Source organism: Phaeobacter sp. CAU 1743, from assembly GCF_039839315.1.
GTDB classification, from domain to species: Bacteria; Pseudomonadota; Alphaproteobacteria; order Rhodobacterales; family Rhodobacteraceae; genus Phycobacter; species Phycobacter gallaeciensis_A.
In genome coordinates this window covers 1-18,971 of sequence record NZ_JBDOQR010000059.1, presented here as the reverse complement: position 1 = coordinate 18,971, position 18,971 = coordinate 1, and the positions used below count along the sequence as shown (strand labels likewise).

At 62.8% G+C, this 18,971-nt stretch carries 19 protein-coding genes, 1 tRNA gene and 1 pseudogene; 15 read left to right on the top strand and 6 right to left on the bottom strand.

The window, feature by feature from the left end; genetic code table 11:
• Positions 1-20 precede the first annotated feature (20 nt).
• Positions 21-440: a hypothetical protein gene (locus AAFO90_RS19005; protein ID WP_347510393.1), complete on the bottom strand. Its 420-nt coding sequence runs from the start codon at positions 438-440 to the stop codon at positions 21-23.
• A 173-nt stretch (positions 441-613) separates the two neighbouring features.
• Between AAFO90_RS19005 and AAFO90_RS19000 the strand changes: the two genes are divergently transcribed.
• The 5 genes from AAFO90_RS19000 (at position 614) to AAFO90_RS18980 (ending at position 4,666) form a co-directional block, all read left to right on the top strand.
• Positions 614-1,216 (top strand): glutathione S-transferase, encoded by a 603-nt coding sequence (locus AAFO90_RS19000; protein WP_347510392.1) that lies wholly within the window; start codon positions 614-616, stop codon positions 1,214-1,216.
• 214 nt (positions 1,217-1,430) lie between these two features.
• Positions 1,431-1,991 (top strand): ubiquinol-cytochrome c reductase iron-sulfur subunit, encoded by a 561-nt coding sequence (gene petA / locus AAFO90_RS18995; protein ID WP_065271913.1) that lies wholly within the window; start codon positions 1,431-1,433, stop codon positions 1,989-1,991.
• An 11-nt stretch (positions 1,992-2,002) separates the two neighbouring features.
• Positions 2,003-3,334: a cytochrome b gene (gene petB / locus AAFO90_RS18990; protein ID WP_065271914.1), complete on the top strand. Its 1,332-nt coding sequence runs from the start codon at positions 2,003-2,005 to the stop codon at positions 3,332-3,334.
• Positions 3,335-3,353: 19 nt separating this feature from the next.
• The gene (locus tag AAFO90_RS18985) at positions 3,354-4,145 is read left to right on the top strand and encodes a cytochrome c1 (protein WP_347510391.1); all 792 of its coding nucleotides are present in this window, start codon (positions 3,354-3,356) and stop codon (positions 4,143-4,145) included.
• A gap of 98 nt (positions 4,146-4,243) precedes the next feature.
• Positions 4,244-4,666: a GFA family protein gene (locus AAFO90_RS18980; RefSeq protein WP_347510390.1), complete on the top strand. Its 423-nt coding sequence runs from the start codon at positions 4,244-4,246 to the stop codon at positions 4,664-4,666.
• 30 nt (positions 4,667-4,696) lie between these two features.
• Here the strand turns inward: AAFO90_RS18980 and mtaB are convergent, their stop codons facing one another.
• Together mtaB and dapF are read right to left on the bottom strand one after the other, a co-directional pair.
• Positions 4,697-5,959 (bottom strand): tRNA (N(6)-L-threonylcarbamoyladenosine(37)-C(2))-methylthiotransferase MtaB, encoded by a 1,263-nt coding sequence (gene mtaB, locus AAFO90_RS18975; RefSeq protein ID WP_347510389.1) that lies wholly within the window; start codon positions 5,957-5,959, stop codon positions 4,697-4,699.
• Positions 5,956-6,798 carry a diaminopimelate epimerase gene (gene dapF / locus AAFO90_RS18970; protein ID WP_274833132.1) on the bottom strand — a complete coding sequence of 281 codons (843 nt, stop codon included), beginning with the start codon at positions 6,796-6,798 and terminating at the stop codon, positions 5,956-5,958. Before dapF ends, mtaB begins: the two co-directional genes overlap by 4 nt.
• 187 nt (positions 6,799-6,985) lie before the next feature.
• On the opposite strand from dapF, the gene AAFO90_RS18965 reads away from it, so the two are divergent.
• The 10 genes from AAFO90_RS18965 to AAFO90_RS18920 all read left to right on the top strand — a co-directional run bounded on the left by AAFO90_RS18965 (position 6,986) and on the right by AAFO90_RS18920 (position 17,532).
• Positions 6,986-7,061, top strand: a tRNA-Lys gene (locus AAFO90_RS18965).
• Positions 7,062-7,546: 485 nt separating this feature from the next.
• Complete coding sequence (locus AAFO90_RS18960; protein ID WP_347510388.1) at positions 7,547-8,563, top strand: ABC transporter ATP-binding protein; 1,017 nt, start codon at positions 7,547-7,549, stop codon at positions 8,561-8,563.
• A gap of 11 nt (positions 8,564-8,574) precedes the next feature.
• The gene (locus tag AAFO90_RS18955) at positions 8,575-9,654 is read left to right on the top strand and encodes a dipeptide ABC transporter ATP-binding protein (RefSeq protein ID WP_347510387.1); all 1,080 of its coding nucleotides are present in this window, start codon (positions 8,575-8,577) and stop codon (positions 9,652-9,654) included.
• A 66-nt stretch (positions 9,655-9,720) separates the two neighbouring features.
• On the top strand, positions 9,721-11,247 hold the full coding sequence (locus AAFO90_RS18950) for an ABC transporter substrate-binding protein (protein WP_347510386.1): 1,527 nt from the start codon (positions 9,721-9,723) through the stop codon (positions 11,245-11,247).
• 88 nt (positions 11,248-11,335) lie between these two features.
• Positions 11,336-12,280 (top strand): ABC transporter permease, encoded by a 945-nt coding sequence (locus tag AAFO90_RS18945; protein ID WP_065271933.1) that lies wholly within the window; start codon positions 11,336-11,338, stop codon positions 12,278-12,280.
• Position 12,281: 1 nt separating this feature from the next.
• A complete protein-coding gene (locus AAFO90_RS18940) occupies positions 12,282-13,163 on the top strand; it encodes an ABC transporter permease (protein WP_065271934.1) in 882 nt (293 codons plus the stop codon).
• A 17-nt stretch (positions 13,164-13,180) separates the two neighbouring features.
• A complete protein-coding gene (locus AAFO90_RS18935) occupies positions 13,181-14,971 on the top strand; it encodes a gamma-glutamyltransferase family protein (protein ID WP_347510385.1) in 1,791 nt (596 codons plus the stop codon).
• Positions 14,968-15,714: a DUF1028 domain-containing protein gene (locus tag AAFO90_RS18930; protein WP_347510384.1), complete on the top strand. Its 747-nt coding sequence runs from the start codon at positions 14,968-14,970 to the stop codon at positions 15,712-15,714. Before AAFO90_RS18935 ends, AAFO90_RS18930 begins: the two co-directional genes overlap by 4 nt.
• A 96-nt stretch (positions 15,715-15,810) precedes the next feature.
• Positions 15,811-16,551 (top strand): FadR/GntR family transcriptional regulator, encoded by a 741-nt coding sequence (locus tag AAFO90_RS18925; protein ID WP_065273639.1) that lies wholly within the window; start codon positions 15,811-15,813, stop codon positions 16,549-16,551.
• A gap of 42 nt (positions 16,552-16,593) precedes the next feature.
• Entirely contained in the window at positions 16,594-17,532 is a 939-nt protein-coding gene (locus tag AAFO90_RS18920) for an acetamidase/formamidase family protein (RefSeq protein WP_347510383.1), read from the top strand.
• A gap of 39 nt (positions 17,533-17,571) precedes the next feature.
• Here AAFO90_RS18920 and AAFO90_RS18915 read toward each other — a convergent pair whose 3' ends face one another.
• The 3 genes and pseudogenes from AAFO90_RS18915 to AAFO90_RS18905 form a co-directional block, all read right to left on the bottom strand.
• Positions 17,572-18,453 (bottom strand): F0F1 ATP synthase subunit gamma, encoded by an 882-nt coding sequence (locus AAFO90_RS18915; RefSeq protein ID WP_347510382.1) that lies wholly within the window; start codon positions 18,451-18,453, stop codon positions 17,572-17,574.
• Positions 18,440-18,865, bottom strand: a complete 426-nt coding sequence (locus AAFO90_RS18910; protein ID WP_347510381.1) for a hypothetical protein — start codon at positions 18,863-18,865, stop codon at positions 18,440-18,442. The genes AAFO90_RS18915 and AAFO90_RS18910 overlap by 14 nt, the downstream gene beginning before the upstream one ends.
• 16 nt (positions 18,866-18,881) lie before the next feature.
• Positions 18,882-18,971: pseudogene (locus AAFO90_RS18905) on the bottom strand (IS5/IS1182 family transposase); the annotation flags it as partial.

Here is an 18,971-nt window from a genome sequence, read left to right as displayed (position 1 = left end):
GCGGTCAGCCAATGTCTGTTTTACTTCGCGGTGATGACGGTCATCACCAGGTTGCCGTCCATCTTGACCGGGCCGTCTTCCTTGGCGCCAAGCGTGTATTCGAACATGCCGGTCTTCATGCCGCCGTCCTCGCCGTGGACCATCAGCATCAGCATGTCGCCTGCCGCGACCTCTTCGGTCAGGATGGCGGCGACATCGGCGGTTTCACCTTTGCGCAGCGGCGCGTACCCCACAACCGGACCCGGCTTCATGTCGGCATTGGTGCGGTGCACCACCAGCCAGCCGTTCGCGGGCGCCACAACCTGGCTGGCGCTGACCATGCCGTTTGCAACCGACTGATCCTCGGCCATGACCATGGGCTTCATATGGCCACCGGCGAACACCGGGGCGGACAGGGCGGCAGTGGATACCAGAGCGGCAGACAGAATAACGGATTTCATTGTGAAACTCCTTCCAAGAGATGTGTTTCAAGCGTTCGAATTGGCGAACCAATGTCGGTTCACCCCGAAATCACGCAGCAGCCGCGAAAAAGTTTCAGCGCGCCCCAGATTTTTTTCACATTGTATTGTCCCGCTGGCGATCTAGGGTGGCGGCAAACCTTGGGAGGTCCATCATGAAACTCTTTCACTCGCCCGCCTCGCCCTTTGTGCGCAAAGTCATGGTGCTGCTGCATGAAACCGAGCAACTGGAGGATGTGGACATTGTCGATGTGCACACCACAGCCATCGCCCCCAGCGACGATCTCAAGGCCAGCAACCCGCTGGCCAAGATCCCGGCGCTGACCCGGGCCAGCGGGCCAACCCTTTATGACAGCCGGGTGATCTGCGCCTATCTGGACCATCGCGCGGGCAGCAATCTTTATGCGCGTTCCTGGGATACCAAGGTGCTGGAGGCGACCGCGGATGGCATGATGGATGCAGCGGTCCTGATGACCTATGAACGGCGTCTGCGTCCCGAAGGCATGGTCTGGGAAGACTGGATCGAAGCTCAGCTAGGCAAGGTGCTGGGGGCCTGCTCGGCGCTCAACAGTCGCTGGATGGCGCATCTGAAAGGACCGCTGGACATGGGGCAGATCGCCGTCGCCTGCGCCCTCGCCTATCTCGATTTCCGCCACCCGACCTCGAACTGGCGCCACGGCAACGAGGCGCTGGCGGACTGGTTCGCGGAATTCGAATCGCGTCCCTCGATGCAGGTCACCCAGCCGCCAGCCGCCTGAACCGCAACCTGCGACCGGGGATGGGCCTGTCAAAACAACAGTGACTTTTGTGACAGTCTGTAAAAAGAAACTGCCCACGCGACACAACGGCGCGTATATCACGGCTGGACGAAAGGGCTTCTCCCCGCTAGATACGCGCGATAAGGCACTGCGGGTTTCTTGCAGTGTATGCGCATGTTTGCCCTAAACGGGCGCTGGAATTGGAGAAAACCTCGTGTCCCACGCAGAAGACAACGAAGGAACCCGGAGAGATTTCCTCTACTACGCCACTGCCGGCGCCGGGGCAGTCACCGCAGGTGCCGCAGTCTGGCCCCTGGTCAATCAGATGAACCCCTCTGCTGACGTCAAGGCGCTGTCCTCGATCATGGTGGACATCAGCGGCGTGGAAGTGGGAACACAGATTTCCGTAATGTTCCTTGGTAAGCCGGTGTTCATCCGCCGCCGGACCCAGGCCGAAATCGACGAAGCCCGGGCGGTTGAACTGTCCGCGCTGATCGATCCGGCCTCGGAAAACCCGAACAAGCCGGGCACCGACGCATCGGACGAGAACCGCACCATGGACGAAGCCGGCGAATGGCTGGTCATGATGGGTGTCTGCACCCACCTCGGCTGTGTGCCGCTGGGCGATGGCGCTGGTGACTTCAACGGCTGGTTCTGCCCCTGCCACGGTTCGCACTACGACACCGCAGGCCGGATCCGCAAAGGCCCCGCCCCGCAGAACCTGCACGTACCGGTCGCCGAGTTCCACGACGACACAACCATCAAGCTGGGATAAGGAGACGCCACATGTCCGGTATTCCGCACGACCATTACGAACCGAAGACTGGCGCAGAGAAGTGGCTGCACAGCCGCCTGCCCATCGTCGGTCTGATCTACGACACAATCATGATCCCCACCCCCAAGAACCTGAACTGGTGGTGGATCTGGGGCATCGTTCTGGCCTTCTGCCTGGCGCTGCAAATCGCCACCGGCATCGTGCTGGTGATGCATTACACTCCGCATGCTGATCTGGCCTTTGCCAGCGTTGAGCACATCATGCGTGACGTGAACGGCGGCTTTATGCTGCGCTACCTGCACGCAAACGGCGCCTCGCTGTTCTTCATCGCGGTCTATATCCACATCTTCCGTGGCCTGTTCTACGGTTCCTACAAGGCGCCGCGCGAAATCACCTGGATCATCGGCATGCTGATCTTCCTGATGATGATGGGCACCGGTTTCATGGGCTACGTTCTGCCCTGGGGTCAGATGTCCTTCTGGGGCGCGACCGTGATCACCGGCCTGTTCGGCGCTATCCCGTTCATTGGTGAGCCGATCCAGACCTGGTTGCTGGGCGGACCCGCAGTTGGCAACGCCACGCTGAACCGCTTCTTCTCGCTGCACTACCTGCTGCCCTTCGTGATTGCTGGCCTCGTGATCGTCCACATCTGGGCCTTCCACACCACCGGCAACAATAACCCGACCGGTGTTGATGTCCGCAAAGGATCCAAGGAAGAAGCCGAAAAAGACACCCTGCCGTTCTGGCCCTACTTCGTGATCAAGGATTTCCTGGGTCTGGCCATCGTTCTGGTGATCTTCTGGGCCGTCGTCGGTTTCATGCCGAACTACCTCGGTCACCCCGATAACTACATCGAAGCCAACCCGCTGGCGACGCCTGCACACATCGTTCCCGAATGGTACTTCCTGCCGTTCTACGCGATCCTGCGTGCCTTCACCTCCGAAGTCTGGGTGGTTCAGATCGCCTCCTTCATCACCGGCGGTATCGTCGATGCGAAGTTCTTCGGCGTGCTGGCCATGTTCGGTGCCATCGCGGTGATGGCTCTGGCGCCCTGGCTGGACACCAGCCGTGTGCGTTCGGGTCGCTACCGTCCGATGTTCAAGTGGTGGTTCTACCTGCTGATCATCGACTTCTTTGCCCTGATGTGGCTGGGTGCGATGCCCGCAGAAGAGCCCTATGCATCGTTCTCGCTGATCGCATCGGCCTACTGGTTCGGCTACTTCCTGGTGATCCTGCCGCTGCTGGGTGTCATCGAGAAGCCGACCGCAATGCCGGCCACCATCGAAGAGGATTTCGACGCCCACTATGGCAAGAAATCCGGCGAAGCCACTCCTGCCGAGTAATCTAGAAGGACAGCTACCCATGTTGAAGAAACTCGCAACCGGTGCCGCCTTCGCTCTGGCGCTCATTCCTGCCGCAGGTTTTGCGGCAGGCGGAAGCGGCCACGTGGAGGACTTCCAGTTCTCTTTCGAGGGTCCCTTTGGCACCTATGACCAGAACCAGCTGCAACGCGGTCTGCAGATCTACACCGAGGTCTGCTCGGCCTGTCACGGTCTGAAGTTCGTGCCGCTGCGCACCCTGTCCGACGAAGGCGGCCCCGGCCTGCCCGAGGATCAGGTCCGCGCCTATGCCGCTGAAAACTTCGAAGTGTTCGATGCCGAGCTGGACGATTTCCGCCCCGCGAAGCCCGTCGACCACTTCCCGGCAAATGACGCACTGGGCGCACCCGACCTCAGCCTGATGGCCAAGGCGCGCGCCGGTTTCCACGGTCCCTACGGATCGGGTCTGAACCAGCTGTTCAAAGGCATGGGCGGTGCCGAATACATCGCCTCGCTGCTGGACGGTTACACCGGTGAGACCAAGGAAGAAGCAGGCACCACCTTCTACGGCAACACCGCCTTCCCCGGCGGCTGGATCTCGATGGCGCCGCCGCTGTCGGATGAGCAGGTTGAATTCGCAGACGGTCACGCCAACGACGTGCACCACATGGCGCAGGACGTCGCGGCCTTCCTGATGTGGACCGCAGAGCCCAAAATGATGGCCCGTCAGACCGCCGGTTTCGTCGGCGTACTGATCCTGACCGTTCTGTCGGTGCTGCTGTACCTGACCAACAAGCGCCTCTGGGCGCCGCACAAGGGCAAGAAGACCTCGTAAACCAGGTCTTCCCCTGATGCAGAAACAGAAAACCCCCGCCACTGGCGGGGGTTTTTCTTTGTGGTTGCGGCATCGGCCATGCCCTCTAGGGTCTGTCCATGACCAGATACACCGGAAAATGCCTCTGCGGGGCCGTCACCTATGTAGCAACAGGGCAAGCGCGCGTTGTGGCGCAATGCCATTGCGAGGAATGCCGAAGAATCAGCGGGACAGGTCACACAGTCGGCGCCATGTTCCCGATAGAGGCGGTCACCATCAGCGGTGAAGTCAGCACCTTCAGGTACCAGTCCGGAAAGGCCTCAGAGGTCACCAAGGCGTTCTGCGGTACCTGTGGATGCCCGATCTACGGACAGAACACCCGCACCCCCGATCACCTGACCCTGTCGCTTGGCACGATGGACGATGCGGAGGGTCTGGAGATCGAAGTCGTCGTATTTGCACGCGACCGGCCGCATTGGGACCAACTCGGCCCTGAAGTGCTCTCCTTTGCAGGCCAACCCGACTGGACGCCAAAGGATTGATCCCCGCGCAGAAGCGCAGGGAGGGCCGATTCAGGCAGTCAGCTGGCCCTTGGAGGCGCCTGTGATCACCGCAGTCACGATCTGCCCCTCATCCTGCGCCGCTTCGAAGGTCACCTCAGTGAACTGCTCTGTGCGGCCCATATGGGGGTTTTCCATCAGGATCCGATGCGTGCGCCCTACCTGCGCAGCAAGGTGTTTCTGAACCTGCGCATCGCCTGCGGCGCGCAGACGGGCAGCGCGTTCCTTGATCAGCTTGCCATCCACCTGCTTCGGGATTTTCGCCGCAGGCGTGCCTTCGCGTTTCGAATAGGGGAAGACATGCAGCCAGGTTAGATCGCAATCCGTCACCAGCTTCAGCGAGTTTTCGAAATACGCCTCACTCTCGGTCGGAAAACCGGCAATGATATCGGCGCCAAGGGTCATGTCGGGGCGCAGTTTGCGCGCCTCCTCGGCAAATCGGATGGCATCGTCGCGCAGGTGGCGCCGGGCCATACGTTTGAGAATCATGTCGTCGCCATGCTGCAGGCTCAGGTGCAGATGCGGCATCAGACGCGGCTCGGTGGCGATAGCCTGCATCAGGTTCTCGTCCACCTCGATCGAATCGATGGATGAAATGCGCAGACGCGGCAGATCCGGCACCAGTTTCAGGATCCGCATCACCAGATCGCCCAGTTTCGGCTCAGCAGGCAGATCCGCACCCCAGGAGGTCAGATCCACCCCGGTCAGCACCACCTCGTTATAGCCCTTGTCCACCAACCGCTTGATCTGGTCCACCACCACACCAGCAGGGACCGAACGCGAATTTCCGCGGCCATAGGGGATGATGCAGAAGGTGCAGCGGTGATCGCAGCCGTTCTGAACCTGCACATAGGCGCGGGAGCGGGTGCCGAATCCATCGATCAGGTGGCCTGCGGTTTCGGTAACCGACATGATGTCATCGACCTGAACCTTCTCGGTCTCGCCAATGAAATCGGGACCCTTGGCGATCTGCTGCCACGTATCCGGCTGCATCTTTTCGGTATTCCCGATGACGCGGGTAACCTCGTCCATCGCGGCAAAGGTCTCGGGCTCGGTCTGGGCGGCGCAGCCGGTGACGATGATCGGCGCCTCCGGGTTTTCCCGGCGCAGGCGGCGGATTTCCTGGCGCGCCTTGCGCACCGCCTCGGCCGTCACTGCGCAGGTGTTCACCACCACGGCATCCTCCAGCCCCGCGGCGCGGGACAGTTCCTTCATCGCCTCGGTTTCATAGGCGTTGAGGCGACAGCCCAGCGTGGTGAACTTGGGCGCTGTCATTGCAGCGACTCCAGAAATTCGGCGGTAAAGGTGCCGCTGAATACATGCATCGTCGGACCAGTCATCCAGACGCCATCCTCGCGCCAGTCGATCCACAGGGTGCCGCCATCCAGGTCAATGCGCACCCGGCGCCCTGTGAGGCCCCTGCGAGCCGCTGCGACGGCCGTCGCACAGGAGGAGGAGCCGGACGCCAGAGTCACGCCCACACCGCGCTCCCACACCCGCATACGGATATGATCGGGGCCGACAATATGGGCCACCTGCACGTTGGTACGTTCAGGATAGAGCGGATGATGCTCATAACGCGGGCCGAACTCCGCCAGCGGGATCAGATCGGCATCCTCGACAAAGAAGGTACAATGGGGGTTGCCCATACCAGTGGCCGTCGGCCCGCCCTCGATCGGCAGTTCCAGCGTGTCCATTTCCTCGGCCAGCGGAATCTCCTGCCAGTCCAGCTGCGGCTGGCCCATATTGACCGAAGTCAGGCCCTCGCCCGCATCGCGCGCATAAAGATCACCGCGGTCGGTGGTCAGATGCAGCGCATCCTTGCCGGTCTCAAGCATCAGATGGCGGGCAATGCACCGGGTGGCATTGCCACAGGCCGCCGAGGTCGAGCCATCCGCATTGTAGAAGGTCAGATGCGCATCGCCTGCACCGTTTGAGATCACAGCGAGTTGGTCGAACCCCACACCGAACTGCCGGTGCGCGATTCCCTGCGCCAGCGCGGGCGTGATCGCGATATCCTGCACACGCGCATCCACAACGACAAAGTCGTTGCCCAGCCCGTGCATCTTCATGAAGGGGAAACCGATGTTTTCTGTCATGCTCATGGCGGGCATATAGACCTCGTGCAAAGATGAATCCAGCCTTGTGCCAATAAACTTGAAAAAAGGGGTTGACCCCCCGCCGTACTCCCCCTAGATACGCCGCCTATCGGGACAGCATGGATGACCAAGCCAAGCAACACCGACGCGAATTAAGCGCTTGATCCTTCGGGAGTATTTCGCTTAGACAGCAAGAAGAAGTGGGCCGTTAGCTCAGTTGGTAGAGCAACTGACTTTTAATCAGTGGGTCGCAGGTTCGAATCCTGCACGGCTCACCACTTCCTCCAAAATTGCAGCGCCTTTCAGGGGCTTATTCGTGCGGGCTGGTGCCACGATAGGCCGTTTGGCTGCCGATTGGCTGCATGTTCGACCACCAGCCTCGTCACAGTGGATAGAACCCAGCGCCGCCTCCCGGATGGCGTATTTCAAACAGATTCCCTTAGATCATTTCCGGAATACGCGGCCACCAAGGTAACCGAACCGGCGCGGCGTGCCCGCTCTGAGGCGGTTCTGATGCCTCCCATCCGAATCGCGCCATGCACACTGGTGCTTCTCACGCACACCATCTGCCGCAATCCGGCTGCCCGATAGCCGAAGTCGGCAGGAGCGCGGGAATCCCCCAAACAGCTCTGCCCAATTTTTCGGCAAATTTTTCCACCCCCCAAACAACAGGGCAATGCGGGCGTTGACAGCCGACTTATTTGAACCAATAGTAAATTGGTACAAATGATCCAGACCAATCCAAAGGCCGGGGAGGCCGCATATGCCAACAGGGCAGATTCAGACAGATGCAGGACCGGCGGATATTCTGCGCCTCGAAGACTTTACACTGCGGTTTCGTGGCCAGGAGAAGGCCACCGTCAACGGTATGAGCCTGAAAGTCTCCCCCGGTGAAATCCTGTGTATCGTCGGCGAATCGGGTTGCGGCAAAAGCGTAACCGCAATGTCGATCATGGGGCTATTGCCCAAAGGATCTTCAGAAGTTCTGTCCGGAAATCTCGATTTCCTTGGGAAATCCTACGATCTGCGTAAGGAAAACCTGCCCGCCGATCAACGTGGTAATCAGATCGCGATGATCTTTCAGGAACCGATGACCTCGCTCAACCCGTCCTTCACGGTTGGCGACCAGATCGCAGAAACCGTGCTGCAGCATCAGGGTGGTACCCGGGCCGAGGCAATGGAACGCGCCCATCAGATGCTAGAGAAGGTCGGCATTCCCGCGCCACGCCAACGGCTTGGCGAATATCCGTACCAATTGTCCGGTGGTATGCGCCAGCGGGTGATGATCGCCATGGCGCTGGCCAATGATCCGCAGCTGCTGATCGCCGATGAACCCACCACCGCGCTGGATGTGACCATCCAGGCGCAGATCCTTGATCTGATCTGCGATCTGCGTCGCGACACCGGCATGGGCACCATCATGATCACCCATGATCTGGGGGTCGTTGGCGAAGTGGCCGATAGCGTTGCCGTCATGTACGGCGGGGAAGTGGTCGAACAGGGCTCCACCAAGGAAATTTTCGCCAATCCCCAGCATCCCTATACCATCGGCCTGATGAGCGCGATGCCGCGCCTTGATCGCCCCGGCGAACGTCTGGCCACGGTGCCGGGTTCGGTTCCGGCGATCCGCAACATGCCCGAAGGCTGCCGGTTCCGCTCGCGCTGCGCCTTTGCCGCTGCCGCCTGCAGCACGCGGCCCGATCTCAGAACGCTTGCAGACGATCACAGCGTCGCTTGCCATTTCGCCCCTCTGGAAACCCATGTGGCGGTGCAGGCATGAGCAGCAAGGACATGATTCTCCGCACCGACGCGCTGACCAAACATTTCGGCGGCGGCGGCTTTCTGAAAAAATCCCCGGTGGTGCAGGCGGTCGACGGGATCTCGCTTGAGGTGAAGCGCGGCGAGACCTTTGCCATCGTCGGCGAATCCGGTTGCGGCAAATCCACCCTCGCGCGGTTGCTGATGCGACTGCTGGAGCCCACGTCGGGGGAGGTCGTCTTTGACGGCAAGGATATCAGCCATGCCGCCGGACCGGATCTGACCCGGCTGCGCCGCGATATGCAGTTCATCTTTCAGGATCCGTTTTCCTCGCTCAACCCGCGCATGACCGTGGGCAAGCTGATTGCCGAACCGCTGGAGGTCCACGCCCCCGAGCTGAGCGCCGCCGAACGCCGCGCCAAGGTGGCCGACATCATGCAGAAGGTCGGCCTGCCCGCAGAACACGCGGGCCGCTATCCGCATGAATTCTCCGGCGGGCAGCGACAGCGGATCGGTATTGCCCGCGCCCTGATCACCGGGCCGAAACTGGTCATCGGGGATGAGCCGGTCTCGGCGCTGGATGTTTCGGTTCAGGCGCAGGTGATCAACCTTCTGGGTGATCTCAGCCGCGAACTCGGGGTGACGCTGGTCGTCATCGCCCATGATCTGGGCGTGATCCGCCACATGAGCGACCGTGTCGCCGTCATGTATCTGGGCCGGATCGTGGAAATGGGCACCGCCGAAGAGGTCTTCAGTGCCCCGCGCCATCCCTACACCCAGGCCCTGCTGGCCTCGATCCCGGCGCCCCGCGCCGAGGGCGAGGACCGCATCACGACGCTGACTGGCGAGATGCCCAGCCCCGCTGCACCGCCGCCCGGCTGCCGGTTTCACACCCGCTGCCCCTTTGCGCGGCCGGATTGCAAAACCACGGTGCCGGATCTTTCGACTGTTGAGGGCGCATCACATCAGGTGGCCTGCCACCACTGGCAGGAGATCGACGCTCCGGCCGGTGCGCCGCAGCAGGCCCCCCATTCCGCCGCTGCCGAAGAACGGTTTGCCCTGTACCGCGCCGCCATCGAAGGCGCCAAGGTCACCCCGCTGACGCCGGAATAATCCCATCAGAACACCCCCAGAACCAACCGTAACCAAAAGCAAGACCCGACAGAGAGGACCAAGACGATGAAACACTTGAAACCCACCCTGATGGCTGCCCTTCTCGGCGCCACCGCATTGGGGATGATGACCACCGGCGCCAGCGCCAAGGATCTGCGCATCGGCCTGCAATCGGACGCCGACGTGCTGGACCCCGATCAGTCGCGCACCTTCGTGGGCCGCATTGTCTATGCCTCGCTCTGCGACAAGCTGGTCGACATCACCCCGGATCTGGAAATCATCCCGCAGCTGGCCACCGCATGGCAGGTGTCCGAGGATGGCATGACCGTCACCATGCAGCTGCGCGAAGGCGTGGTGTTCCACGACGGCACCCCCTTCAACGCCGAGGCCGTGGCCGCGAATATCGAACGTTCCAAAACCCTCGATGAATCGCGCCGCAAGTCCGAGCTGTCCTCCATCACCTCGACCGAAGTGACCGGCGAGTATGAGATCAAGCTGAACCTCAAAGGCCCCGATGCCACGCTTCTGGCGCAGCTGGCCGACCGTGCCGGCATGATGATGTCGCCCACCGCCGCCGCAGCAGCGGGCGTGGATTTCGGCCTCAACCCGGTCTGCTCCGGCCCGTTCAGCTTTGAAGAGCGTGTCGCCCAGGACAAGATCGTCCTGAAGCGGTTCCCGGACTACTGGAACGCCGATAAGATCGCCTTTGACAGCGTGACCTTCCTGCCGATCCCGGACACCACCGTGCGTCTGGCCAACCTGCAGTCGGGTGATATCGACATGCTGGAGCGTCTGGCCGCCACCGACCTGGCACAGGCCAATGCAGATGCGAATATCGCTGTCGCCGACGCGGTTTCGCTGGGCTATCAGGGCATCACCTTCAACCTCAACAACGGTGAAAAAGGCGACAACCCCTGGGGCAACGACGCGCGCCTGCGTCAGGCGTTCAGCTATGCCATCGACCGCAACGCGATCAACCAGGTGGTCTTTGAAGGCGCTTTTGCCGCTGGCAACCAGCCCTATCCGCCGACCTCGCCCTGGTATGACGCCGACTACCCGGTTCCGGGCCGCGATGTGGCCAAGGCCAAGGAACTGCTGGCCGAAGCCGGGTATCCCGATGGTCTGGAGCTGGAAGTTCAGGTCCCTAACACCACCGTTCCGCTGCAGCTGATGCAGGTGGTTCAGGCCATGGCCGCCGAAGCAGGCATCGACGTGAAGATCGTCTCGAAAGAGTTCGCCACCCTGCTGGCCGATCAATCCGCCGGTGACTACACCGCCAGCCAGATCGGCTGGTCCGGCCGGGTCGATCCCGATGGCAACATCCACCAGTTCATGACCACGAACGGTGGCCTCAACGACAGCAAATACTCGAACCCTGCCGTGGATGAGACGCTGAACGCGGCCCGCGTTGCCGCCAGCACCGAGGCCCGCAAGGCGTCCTATGATGCCGCGCGCGACGTGCTGGTCGAGGAATCGCCGATTGTCTACCTCTACCATCAGACCTGGATCTGGGCGCATAACACCAATCTGGAAGGCTTCACCGCTTATCCGGACGGGATGATCCGCCTCGAAGGCGTCACCTGGAACGAGTGATACCCACCCTGCGCCGCCCCGCCCCGCGCGCGGGCGGCGCAGATCTTCTGGCCCTGCGGGGTCGCAGCCAATCCGTCAGGTCTGCCCGATGTTCCTGTTCCTCATGCGCCGCATCCTGATCGCGGTGCCCACGATCATACTGATCTCGATCTTTGTCTTCGCCCTGCAAAAGCTGCTGCCGGGGGATCCGCTTCTGGTGCTGGCCGGAGAAGAGCGCGACCCCGAGGTGCTGGAACTGCTGCGCGAGAAATACCGCCTGAACGATCCCATCATCGTGCAGTATTTCACATGGATCACCAATGCCCTGCAGGGAGACCTCGGGATTTCGCTGCGCACCAACCAGCCGGTCACCGAGCTGATGATGCAGAAACTGCCGGTGACGCTGCAACTGGCGGCGATGTCGATGATCTTTGCCCTGACGATCGGCGTGCCTGCAGGCATCCTGTCGGCCTACCGCAAGGGCACGCTGACCGATTATCTCGCCAATGTGGTAGCCCTCTCGGGCCTGTCGATCCCCAACTTCTGGCTTGGCATCATGCTGATCCTGCTGGTGTCGGTGAAATGGCAACTGCTGCCGGCATCGGGCTATGTGCCCCTGTCCGAGGATTTCGCCCAGTCGATCCGCACCATGCTGATGCCCGCCTTCGTGCTGGGCACCGCCCTTGCCGCCACGATGATGCGGCACACCCGCTCGGCCATGCTGGGCGTGCTCAGCGCCGATTACGTCCGCACCGCCCGCGCCAAGGGGCTGACCGAACGCCGCGTGGTCCTGAAACACGCCTTCCGCAACGCGCTGACCCCGATTGTGACCCTGACCGCGCTGCTGTTCGGCGAACTGGTGGCTGGCGCCGTCCTGACCGAGCAGATCTTCACCATTCCCGGCTTTGGCAAGATGGTCGTCGATGCGGTGTTCAACCGCGACTATGCGGTGGTGCAGGGTATCGTTCTGGTGACCGCGGTTGGCTTTATCTTTATGAACCTTCTGGCCGATGCGCTGTATTTCATCCTCAATCCACGGCTGAGAGGGCAATAAGATGACCGAAGCAACAGCCCCCTTCACCCCCGAGCAGGATGCGATCAGCGACGGCAAGAACCGCGTCTGGAAGAAGTTCCGCTCTCACCGCAGCGCCCTGTTCGGCGGCATTCTGGTGGCCTTCTTCGTGGCGATCGCCCTCTTGGCGCCCGTGCTGCCGATCCCCGATCCCGCCGCCACCGACTGGGGCGCCGTGCGCAAGGCGCCCTCGGCCGCCCATTGGATGGGCACGGATGAGATTGGCCGCGATGTGCTGTCCCGCCTGATCTGGGGGGCGCAGGCCTCGCTTCTGGCCGGTGTGGTCTCGGTCGGGATTGCCCTCGCCCTTGGCGTGCCACTCGGCATTCTGGCCGGCTATTTCGGCGGCTGGACCGATGCGGTGATCTCGCGCTGCACCGAAGCCCTGCTGGCGGCTCCCTTCCTGATCCTGGCGATTGCGCTGGCGGCCTTTCTCGGTCCGTCGCTGACCAATGCGATGATCGCCATCGGGATCTCGGCCACGCCGATCTTCATCCGCCTGACCCGCGGGCAGGTGCTGACCGTGCGCTCCGAAGACTACGTGGACAGCGCCCTGGCCATCGGCCTGCCGACGCCCAAGATCCTGCGCCGCTATATCCTGCCAAACGTGCTGCCGCCGATCCTGGTGCAGGCAACCCTGACCATTGCCACGGCGATCATCGCCGAGGCCTCTCTGTCCTTCCTCGGCCTTGGCCAGCAGGCGCCCGCGCCCAGCTGGGGGTCGATGCTGAACACAGCGAAAAATTTCCTCAATCAAGCCCCCTGGATGGCCATGTGGCCGGGCATCTCGATTTTTCTCGTGGTGCTGGGCTTCAACCTTCTTGGCGATGGTCTGCGCGATGCGCTGGACCCCCGCGAGCACTAGACCAAACGGAGACATAGATGTCCGATTTTACAACACGGCCCGAAATCCGGGGCACCTTCGGGGTCGCAACCTCGACCCATTGGATTGCCTCGACCGTCGGCATGAGCATTCTGGAAAAGGGCGGCAACGCATTTGACGCCGCCGTCGCAACCGCGCTGGTCCTGCAGGTGGTCGAACCACATCTGAACGGTCCGGCCGGCGATATGCCTGCGATCTTCCACAAGGCGGAAACCGGCGAAACCAAGGTGGTCTGTGCACAGGGCGTGGCGCCAAAGGCGGCGACCATCGAAGCCTACACCGAACAGGGGCTGACCCTGATCCCAGGCTCGGGCCTGCTTGCTACCGTCGTTCCCGGCGCCTTTGACGGCTGGATGATGATGCTGCGCGATCACGGCACCATGTCGCTGCGCGAGGTGCTGGAACCGGTGATCGGCTATGCTCGCGATGGCCATCCGGTGCTGCCGCGTGTGGCCAATACCATTGCCGGTCTGCAGGAATTCTTTGAAACCGAATGGCCGACCTCGGCTGCTGTCTGGGCCCCGGGTGGCGAAGCGCCGAAACCCAACGCCCTGTTCAAGAATCCAGATATGGCGCGCACCTATGAACGTCTGGCCGAAGCAGGCGAAGCCGCAGGTGAGGACCGAGCCGCCCAGATCGACGCCGCCCGCGCCGAATGGCGCGAAGGGTTCGTGGCCGAGGCGATCTTTGACTATCTGAAAGACGCCCATGTGATGGATGTCTCGGACGAGAAACACAGCGCGGTGCTGGCGCCCGAGGACCTGAAGGACTGGCGTGCCACCTATGAGGACACCCTGTCTTACGAATACGAAGGCTGGACGGTGCACAAGACCCACGCCTGGAGCCAGGGACCGGTGCTGCTGCAGGGCCTTGCCATCCTCAAAGGCTTTGACCTTGGCGCGATGGATCCCTTCGGCGCCGAGTTCGTGCACACCGTGACCGAAGCGATGAAGCTCGCCTATGCCGACCGCGAGGCCTATTACGGCGACCCCGCCCAGTCCGAGATCCCGATGGAGTACCTCCTCAGCGAGGAATACAACGCCGAGCGTCGCAAGCTGATCACCGACAAGGCCTCGACCGAGCAGCGCCCGGGGCGGGTGCCGGGCTTCGAACATCTCGCCGACGCCTATGTCGCGCGCGCGGCGCGGGACTTCAACGTCGGCCAGGTGGCGGCGCAGGAACCGACCATGTCGCACCTCACCGAAAAGCGCGGCGATACCGTGCATCTCGACGTGATCGACCGCTGGGGCAACATGGTCGCCGCGACACCTTCGGGCGGCTGGCTGCAAAGCTCCCCGGTCATTCCGGGCCTCGGCTTCCCGCTCAACTCCCGCGCCCAGATGTTCTGGCTGGAGGACGGTCTGCCGACCTCGCTGGCGCCGGGCCGCCGCCCCCGCACCACCCTGACCCCCAGCTATGCGGAAAAAGACGGTGTGCAGATGGTCTTTGGCACCCCCGGCGGTGACCAGCAGGACCAGTGGCAGCTGATCTGGTTCCTGCGTTTCGTGCATTTCGGCATGGAACTGCAGCAATGCATGGATGCGCCGCTGTTCCATTCCATGCACTTCCAGGGATCCTTCTTCCCACGCGAAGTGCGCACCGCCGAAATGATGGTCGAGCCCAACTTTGGCGAGGCGGTGATCGCCGATCTGCGCGCCCGGGGTCACAACGTCGTGGTGGCGGATCCCTGGACCGTCGGTCGCCTGACCGCTGCCCTGCGCGAGCCGGACGGCATGCTGCGCGCGGCGGCGACCCCGCGCCTGATGCAGGCCTATGCGGTCGGCCGATGACCTGGTCGCTGATTGCCAAGAACCCCGAGGATGGCGCGATCGCTGTGATCGTCGCCTCCCGGTTCTTCGCCTGCGGCGCGGTGGTGCCCTTTGTCGGGCCGACTGTCGCCGTGGCGTCGCAGGCCTTCTGCAATCCGGTCTGGGGCACCGAGGGACGCAGGCGCATGGCCGCCGGTGAAAGCGCCCAGGCGGTGCTCGCCGATTTCGCCCTTAGCGATCAGGGGCAGGCGATCCGCCAGGCCCATATGATGGATGCCGAAGGTCGCTTTGTCGCCCATACCGGCGCCGATTGCGTCGACTGGGCCGGGCACCTCTTGGCCGAGGATCATTCGGTGGCGGGCAATATGCTGACCGGCCCCGAGGTGATCGAGGCAACCTCGGCGGCCTACAAGGACAACGCGGATCTGCCCTTTGCCGAGCGTCTGATCGTGGCCATGCAAGCCGGGGAGGCCGCAGGTGGCGACAAACGGGGCCGTCAGGCCGCCGGACTGGTGATCCATCGCGGACAAGAGCATGCCTGGCTCGACATCCGGGCCGATGACCACGCGGACCCCCTGGGTGAGCTGGCCCGCCTCTGGGAGGTCGCGCAAGAACGCTATGTGCATTTCTCCAAGGGCATGCCCACGGCCGAGCGGTTCTCTGGCCTGCCCACCCGCGAAGGCATCGACGCCGATATCGCCGCGGCAGAGGCCCGCCGCATCGCAGAAGGACGCCCCAGCAAATCGCAGGCCGTCGATTATTGATCAAACAGCGCCCGGTATGCCCCGGGCGCTGTTGTTTTTACCCTTTGCGCCATTTTTTGCTTCAATATGCAGACCCTGTCTGAGAAAAAGTCTGTCATGTCATCACACTCCCGCAGCTCATCCATCGAGCCGATCAAACAAAAGGTTCTGGCCCTGATCAAATCGGGCAGCCTCGCCGCGGACGGAAAACTGCCCACCGAACGGGTTCTGTCGGAACAGTTCGACGTCAGCCGCAGGGCGGTGCGTCTGGCGCTCGACAGTCTGGAAGAACAGGGGCTGGTCTGGCGCAAACAGGGCAAGGGCACCTTTGCCGGACAACCCGCCGATCCGACCGGCGACCTCGCGGCCAAGATCGCCGGGGAGACCAACGCGCTACAAGTGATGGAAGCGCGCCTGTGTATCGAGCCGGAGCTTGCTGCGCTGTGTGCAAAACGGATGCAGCCGGATGAGCTGATGCGCCTGCGCCGTCTGGCCCAGCGGCAGTTTGAATCCAACGGTCCCGAGGCAATCGAGCTTTGGGATGGCGCCTTTCACCGGCTAATCGCCCAATGCGCGCGCAACCGGCCCTTGCTCACTTCCTTTGCCCTGCTCGACCGGATCCGCGAGAACCCGGAATGGATCCGCATCCGCGCCCGCGCCCGAAGCGGGCCGTCGCTGGAGGTGTCGCATTGCGAGCACGTGACCATCATCGAAGCGATTGCCACCGGCGACAGCGATGTGGCCCGCACAGCCATGCGCGAACATCTGACCACCCGCTTTGACGCGCTGCGGAGCGAAATGGACCCCGGCGACGACAGCTGGGAGACCGAGCTGTTCGACATAGACACCGGCAAGTAACAGCGGCGCACAGATCACAACGGAACCGGCAGGAGACGCATCATGACATCCACCCTTCCCGCATCGGTGCAGAGCTGCCACTGGGGCTTTTTCGACGCGGCCCATCCGCCTGCCCTGTCCATCGACAGCGGCGAAGAGGTCATCATCGACACCGTCTCGGGTGGCCCCGACATGTTGCCCGGAGATGGTTTTCACGTGCCGCCGGAATTGCTGGAAATTCACGCCGCCGGTCTGCCGGGCATGCCGGGCCATATCCTGACCGGCCCGGTCGAGGTGCATGGCGCCCAGCCGGGTGATGTGCTGCAGGTCGAAATCCTCGACATCTCGCTACGGCAGGACTGGGGCTACAACATGATCCGGCCGCTGGCCGGGACCCTGCCGCTGGACTTTCCCAAACGCCAACGCACCATCCTGCCGCTGGACGCCGATCGGCAACTGGCCCGCCTGCCCTGGGGTACCGATCTGCCGCTGGCGCCGTTCTTTGGGGTTATGGGGGTGGCGCCGCCGCCCGAGTGGGGGCGGATCTCCACCATCGAGCCACGTCGCCATGGCGGCAATATCGACAACAAGGAACTGGTCGCGGGCACCACGCTGTACCTGCCGGTTCTGGCGCCGGGGGCGCTGTTTTCCTGTGGCGACGGTCATGCCGCGCAGGGCGATGGCGAGGTCTGCGTCACCGCCATCGAAACGGCGCTGCGCGGGCATTTCCGCCTGACCCTGCGCAGGGACCTGTCGCTGGACTACCCACAAGCAGAAACGCCGTCGCATCACATCACCATGGGCATGCATCCCGATCTGGATGTCTGCGCCGAAATGGCCCTGCGGGACATGATTGCCGTGGCCGAGGCGCGATTGGGGATCAGCCGGGAAGACGCCTATATGCTCTGCAGTCTCGCTGCGGATCTGCGCATCACCCAGACGGTGAACCGCGAAAAAGGCGTGCATATGATGATGCCGAAAGACCAGCTGCAACGCCCGTAACGGCGCCTGTACCCAGTCCGCCGCGCCGACACAGGGCTGTCAGGCTGGATCCCCCTGATCCACCGCTTCGAAGCCTGAAATGATATCCAGCAGCTCGCGGGTAATTTCCTCCTGCCGTTTCTGGCGATAGGCATCCATCAGCTCTTCGCGGTGGTCGCTGATATTGCCCTCTGCCCGGCGCATGGCAGCCAGACGCGCGGCGTGTTCGCTGGCCAGGGATTCGGCAAGCGCGCGATAGATCTGCACAAAGATCCGTTGCCCGATCAGCCAGGAGAACAGCTTGGTCGGCGCCATGCGGTAGGTCGGCAGGCTGCGCGATGGCCAGGGTTTGCGGGCCAGCGCATCGAGATCCCCGCGCGGCACCGGCAGCAGCGGCCACTCGGTCGGCACCGCCAATGAAGCCCCGGCGCGGCGGTTGAACAAAAGTGAGACTGTCCCGACGCCCGCTTCGGTCCAACGGTCGATTTCCACCGCAACCGCATGCACCGTGGCCGTCAGACCGGCGGCCGATCCGGGCAGCGCAAACAGCGCATCGGGCATATGCCCTTCTGCCTCCATATGCGCTGCCACCCGCTGGCCCAGCACGCAGAGGCGGCAATCGCTCTCCTCCAAGAGCCGCGCGACCGCGCGACCACCAATCCGGTCGTTGAACCGCCCGCACAGCCCCCGGTCAGAGCCGATGACGATCAGCGCTGATCCCGGCGCCACCTCTGCGGGTGACCCCACTTGCGGCTGCAGAGACTGATCACGCAGCACAGCCTGCAACCCCAGATCCACCGTGCGTTCATACTGCAGCATCGCCGCAGCGGCGCGTTCGTACTGTCGGATACTGACCGAAGAGAGGCTTTTCATGGTGCGTACGATGGAATGGATCTCGGCGGTGGTGTGCATCCGCGCCGAAAGCGCCTCAAGCGTCTGCATCACCCACTCCTTCGCGCCGCGGCGAATGCGAATCGTCGGGATAGAACCCGGTCAGCGCCGCCTGCATCGCCGTGATCAGGGCCGCCCGCTGCGCCGGGTCCAGCGGCGCGCCGCCCTCGATGGCATCGCAGATCTCGGGACAGGTCCGGCGGGCGGCCCGAGCCGCATGCAGTCCCGCATCGCTGACCCTGTCAGCAGGAATGGCATCGAACAACCCTTCGGTCGCGGCCAGCAGCGCCGCGATCTGGTCCGCCACCTCAAGCAGGTGATGTTCACGCTGCTTCAGGATTTCCCGCACCCGCAGCCCCCGGTCCAGCCGCTGCCGTGTCTCGGCATCGATCTGGGTGCCAAAGCGGGCAAAGGTCTCCAGCTCTTCGAATTGCGCGTAATAGAGCCTCAGAGTCTGATTCAAAACTTTTCGAGTGAATTCATTGTCTTGCGAGCATCCGCGTGACGCGGCGGATGTGTGCGATTGTGACCCAAGCTGCCGCGCTGGCGATGGATTTTTCCCAATCCTT

Coding starts and splice junctions, on each gene's coding strand:
- AAFO90_RS19005 (WP_347510393.1), bottom strand. CDS start 440: ATGAAATCCGTTATTCTGTCTGCCGCTCTGGTATCCACTGCCGCCCTG.
- AAFO90_RS19000 (WP_347510392.1), top strand. CDS start 614: ATGAAACTCTTTCACTCGCCCGCCTCGCCCTTTGTGCGCAAAGTCATG.
- petB (WP_065271914.1), top strand. CDS start 2,003: ATGTCCGGTATTCCGCACGACCATTACGAACCGAAGACTGGCGCAGAG.
- AAFO90_RS18985 (WP_347510391.1), top strand. CDS start 3,354: ATGTTGAAGAAACTCGCAACCGGTGCCGCCTTCGCTCTGGCGCTCATT.
- AAFO90_RS18980 (WP_347510390.1), top strand. CDS start 4,244: ATGACCAGATACACCGGAAAATGCCTCTGCGGGGCCGTCACCTATGTA.
- mtaB (WP_347510389.1), bottom strand. CDS start 5,959: ATGACAGCGCCCAAGTTCACCACGCTGGGCTGTCGCCTCAACGCCTAT.
- dapF (WP_274833132.1), bottom strand. CDS start 6,798: ATGCCCGCCATGAGCATGACAGAAAACATCGGTTTCCCCTTCATGAAG.
- AAFO90_RS18960 (WP_347510388.1), top strand. CDS start 7,547: ATGCCAACAGGGCAGATTCAGACAGATGCAGGACCGGCGGATATTCTG.
- AAFO90_RS18955 (WP_347510387.1), top strand. CDS start 8,575: ATGATTCTCCGCACCGACGCGCTGACCAAACATTTCGGCGGCGGCGGC.
- AAFO90_RS18950 (WP_347510386.1), top strand. CDS start 9,721: ATGAAACACTTGAAACCCACCCTGATGGCTGCCCTTCTCGGCGCCACC.
- AAFO90_RS18945 (WP_065271933.1), top strand. CDS start 11,336: ATGTTCCTGTTCCTCATGCGCCGCATCCTGATCGCGGTGCCCACGATC.
- AAFO90_RS18940 (WP_065271934.1), top strand. CDS start 12,282: ATGACCGAAGCAACAGCCCCCTTCACCCCCGAGCAGGATGCGATCAGC.
- AAFO90_RS18935 (WP_347510385.1), top strand. CDS start 13,181: ATGTCCGATTTTACAACACGGCCCGAAATCCGGGGCACCTTCGGGGTC.
- AAFO90_RS18930 (WP_347510384.1), top strand. CDS start 14,968: ATGACCTGGTCGCTGATTGCCAAGAACCCCGAGGATGGCGCGATCGCT.
- AAFO90_RS18925 (WP_065273639.1), top strand. CDS start 15,811: ATGTCATCACACTCCCGCAGCTCATCCATCGAGCCGATCAAACAAAAG.
- AAFO90_RS18920 (WP_347510383.1), top strand. CDS start 16,594: ATGACATCCACCCTTCCCGCATCGGTGCAGAGCTGCCACTGGGGCTTT.
- AAFO90_RS18915 (WP_347510382.1), bottom strand. CDS start 18,453: ATGCAGACGCTTGAGGCGCTTTCGGCGCGGATGCACACCACCGCCGAG.